Raw genomic sequence first — 3,369 nt, 5'->3', positions numbered from 1 at the left:
GTATGGAACAATGGTACCTGACTCCATTTTGACAATCCTGTCACACATAAATTGAAGAACTTCTTCATCATGGGAAATAAAAAGATATGAGATATTTCTCTTCTCTTTAACTTGTTTGAGCAGATGCAGTATTTGTGCCTGCACTGACAGATCCAATGCTGATGTTGGTTCATCAAGAATGATGAGGTCAGGATTTACAAGGAGTATTCTGGCAAGAGCAAGCCGTTGAGCCTGTCCCCCTGAAATTTCATGAGGAAAACGTGAGAGAATCTCTTCATGTAACCCAATATCATCTAATACTGAAGTGATACCTCCATCAGGAAGTGTTACACCGGGAAGTTTGAGAACTTGTAAAAACGAGTTATTCAGGGTTTTTACCGGATTAAATGTACCTCCCGGATCCTGAAATAAAACCTGAATTTTTCTTCTGATTGAGTAATCACGCGACCACATGGTATATGTGAGAGATTTGTCCCTGTACTGAATTGAGCCACTGTCAGATTTATCAAGGCCTGATAAAATTCTCCCAAATGTGCTTTTCCCAGAACCTGACGGTCCGATGAGGCCAACAACTTCTCCTTGATGAATCGTGAGTGAACACTTAGATAATACCTTATGCCTGGTCCCCGAATACCCAGAAGAATAGGATTTCGTTATATCTTTTGCAGTTATCAACACAGATGACATCGTACCTCTCGTGCACCTGTCAGAGTTATTTCAGGGCATTGGTGAGTGCATACCTCTGTTGCACAATCACACCGGTTTGCAAACCGACAACCCGGAGGAAGAGACGAAAGAGGTGGTGCAGATCCTTCAATCGGTATAAATCCGTTCCTTGGAAGACTCTTTAGTAACCCTTTTGTGTAAGGATGGAGTGGAGAAGACAATACATCATTTGCAGGTCCTGCTTCGACGATCTGTCCTGCATACATCACAATTAGGTTATCTGCAATATGCTCTGCAAGTGGAATATCATGGGTGATAAGGAGAAGGGATTGATTTTGCTTTTTTATCTCCATGAGACAGGATTCAATATCTAATAACCGCTCTTTATCAAGTCCCTTTGTTGGTTCATCAGCGATGATGACTTCAGGCATAAGCCCTAGTACAACAGATGTAGCAGCTCTCTGATTCATTCCTCCTGAATTCTGGCACGGGTACTGCATCATTGCCTGATATGGTTCAGGAAAACCTACTCTTTTCAGAGTTTTAATGATGTGATCCCGCATGGGTCCTGAAACACGGATTTTATGAGACTTAAGTGGTTCTTTCATCTGTCTTTCTATTGTATAGATCGGGTTTAAGGATCGGTCAGGATTCTGATATATTATTCCGATTTTCTTTCCCCGTATTTCCTTTAATCCAGACTCTGAACATGTGATCAATTCCTGTGAATCAAATTGAATTGATCCAGTGATTTCTGTGCTATCTGGAAATAATCTTAAAATAGCATGTGCAGCAACAGATTTTCCACATCCAGATTCTCCAATTACTGCTATGCATTCTCCGGCATACAAAGAACATGAGAAATCATGAAGTGCTCTAATTGCCTCATTTTCATTCCTGAACGTCACAGATAGATTACTAATGTGTAATACCGGCTTGTTATGACTCATTCAAATGCACGTTCATGCTCTGGTTGTTCATGTATCATTCCTATTCTGACAAATGAGATGATTACAAGGCTTATGCAAAGAGCTGGAGGGATGACCCACCACCACATTTCTCTGACAAATCCGCCGTGAGTAAAGGCATCTGAAATAATTTTTCCCCAGCTTTCCATGGTGGGATCAGATAACCCAAGAAATGACAGCGATGCTTCTGATATCATTGCACCGGCCACAATGAGCATTCCTTTGGGAAGAATTATCGGATAAATTACCGGAATGATCTCCCGGAGCATTACATGATGAGGAGAAAATCCAAGACACCTTGCAGAAAGAACAAATCCTGATGAACTTAATTGAAGAGTTTTGGCCCTGACAAGCCGTGCTGTGCTTTCCCATGAAAAAAGACCCAGAATACAGATCAAAATCCAGATGTTTGGCCTGAAAAATGCTGCTATTACAATAATTACCGGAATTTTAGGTATTATTAATACAATATCGGTGATCCCCATCAGGATATCATCGACTCTGCCTTTTACGTACCCTGATATAACCCCTACCCATATTCCAATCAGCATTGAGAGTCCTCCTGCACAAAAACCGATAATTAATGAAATCCTGGTTCCATACACAAGCAGGGAAAAAACATCATGTCCTACATCATCTGTTCCAAGAAAGTGCTCTGAACTTGGAGATAGATATGGAACAAATCTCTTATCCGGGTTATATGGGGCGATATACTGGGGGATCATAGCAGCAATGATGAAGGCCAGTAAAATGAGTACAGAGAGAATGAGAGGTTTGCTTATATTCAGATTTTGGTGCTTGGTAGTCATTCTGATTTTAATCCTCCCGTGCTCTCGGGTCAACCATGAGGATGATGACATCAGCAATGATGTTGGCAATGATCACCAGAATGGAGATAATGAGAAATGAACTGGTCAGGACAGGGTAATCTCGAAGCTGAATTGCATCATAGATCAAACTTCCCATACCATTTAACGAGAAAACAATCTCAATAAAAAGGGCTCCTGATATAAGAAAACCAAAATCCAATGCAAAAAGAGTAATAAGAGGAATTACGGCATTTCTTCTCACATGTCTTTTAAGGATCTCGGTATCCGTTACTCCAAGGGCTTTGGCAAATTGAGGATAGAGCAGATTTTTTTCTGTGATGGTTGTTCCCCGCATGATGAGAAGGTTTCGTGATGCATAAAATAGGGTCAATACGATAACCGGCAATGCAATATGATGAGCAATACTGGTGATCGTAAAGGTATCATAGAGTCCTTTAAACGGGAACCATCCCAGATGGTAGACGAATACTACCAGAAAGAAGAGACCGAGCAGGTAAGGAGGAGTAGAGGATATTATCAGGGCTAATCCAGAACATATTTTTGCGAGTAATGTTTCAGATCTCCAACCAGAATATGCTCCGATTATGATTCCTAGTATGCTCCCCAGTATTACTGCTATCCCAACATAGAGCAGAGTCCACCCTACACGACTTATGAGAAGATCAAGGACCTGTGCATGCATATGATATGAATACCCTAAGTCTAGTCGGGAGAGATGTGAGCAATATGTAAAAAATTGTTCATATAACGGTTTATCGAGACCATAATTCGCATGTAATTCAGCGATAACTGACTGGGTCAATATTACATCTTCCCCAACCAGATTGATGACCGGATCACCGGGCATGAGTCTTGGAATTAAAAAGACTATCAGGAGTACTGCAATAAAAGAACAGATATATCGG

At 41.0% G+C, this 3,369-nt stretch carries 4 protein-coding genes; all 4 read right to left on the bottom strand.

What is annotated here, in order from left to right:
- On the bottom strand, positions 1-687 hold a 687-nt coding region (locus tag VN429_RS04025; protein ID WP_325630052.1), incomplete at its 3' end, for an ABC transporter ATP-binding protein.
- Positions 672-1,616, bottom strand: coding sequence for an ABC transporter ATP-binding protein (locus tag VN429_RS04020; RefSeq protein ID WP_325630050.1), 945 nt, complete (start codon positions 1,614-1,616; stop codon positions 672-674). The genes VN429_RS04025 and VN429_RS04020, both read right to left, overlap by 16 nt.
- Positions 1,613-2,443, bottom strand: a complete 831-nt coding sequence (locus VN429_RS04015) for an ABC transporter permease (RefSeq protein ID WP_325630048.1) — start codon at positions 2,441-2,443, stop codon at positions 1,613-1,615. The genes VN429_RS04020 and VN429_RS04015 overlap by 4 nt, the downstream gene beginning before the upstream one ends.
- A 7-nt stretch (positions 2,444-2,450) precedes the next feature.
- The coding region (locus tag VN429_RS04010; RefSeq protein WP_325630046.1) for an ABC transporter permease at positions 2,451-3,369 on the bottom strand (919 nt) is incomplete at its 5' end.

Origin of the sequence: Methanospirillum sp., from assembly GCF_035560735.1 — an archaeon.
Lineage (GTDB): Archaea > Halobacteriota > Methanomicrobia > Methanomicrobiales > Methanospirillaceae > Methanospirillum.
The sequence above is the reverse complement of the archived record's forward strand: the minus strand, read 5'-3'. Positions and strand labels throughout refer to the sequence as shown.

What these genes read in the sequence shown, in the direction of transcription:
- VN429_RS04015 (WP_325630048.1), bottom strand. Translation starts at nt 2,443, where the DNA reads ATGACTACCAAGCACCAAAATCTGAATATAAGCAAACCTCTCATTCTC.
- VN429_RS04020 (WP_325630050.1), bottom strand. Translation starts at nt 1,616, where the DNA reads ATGAGTCATAACAAGCCGGTATTACACATTAGTAATCTATCTGTGACG.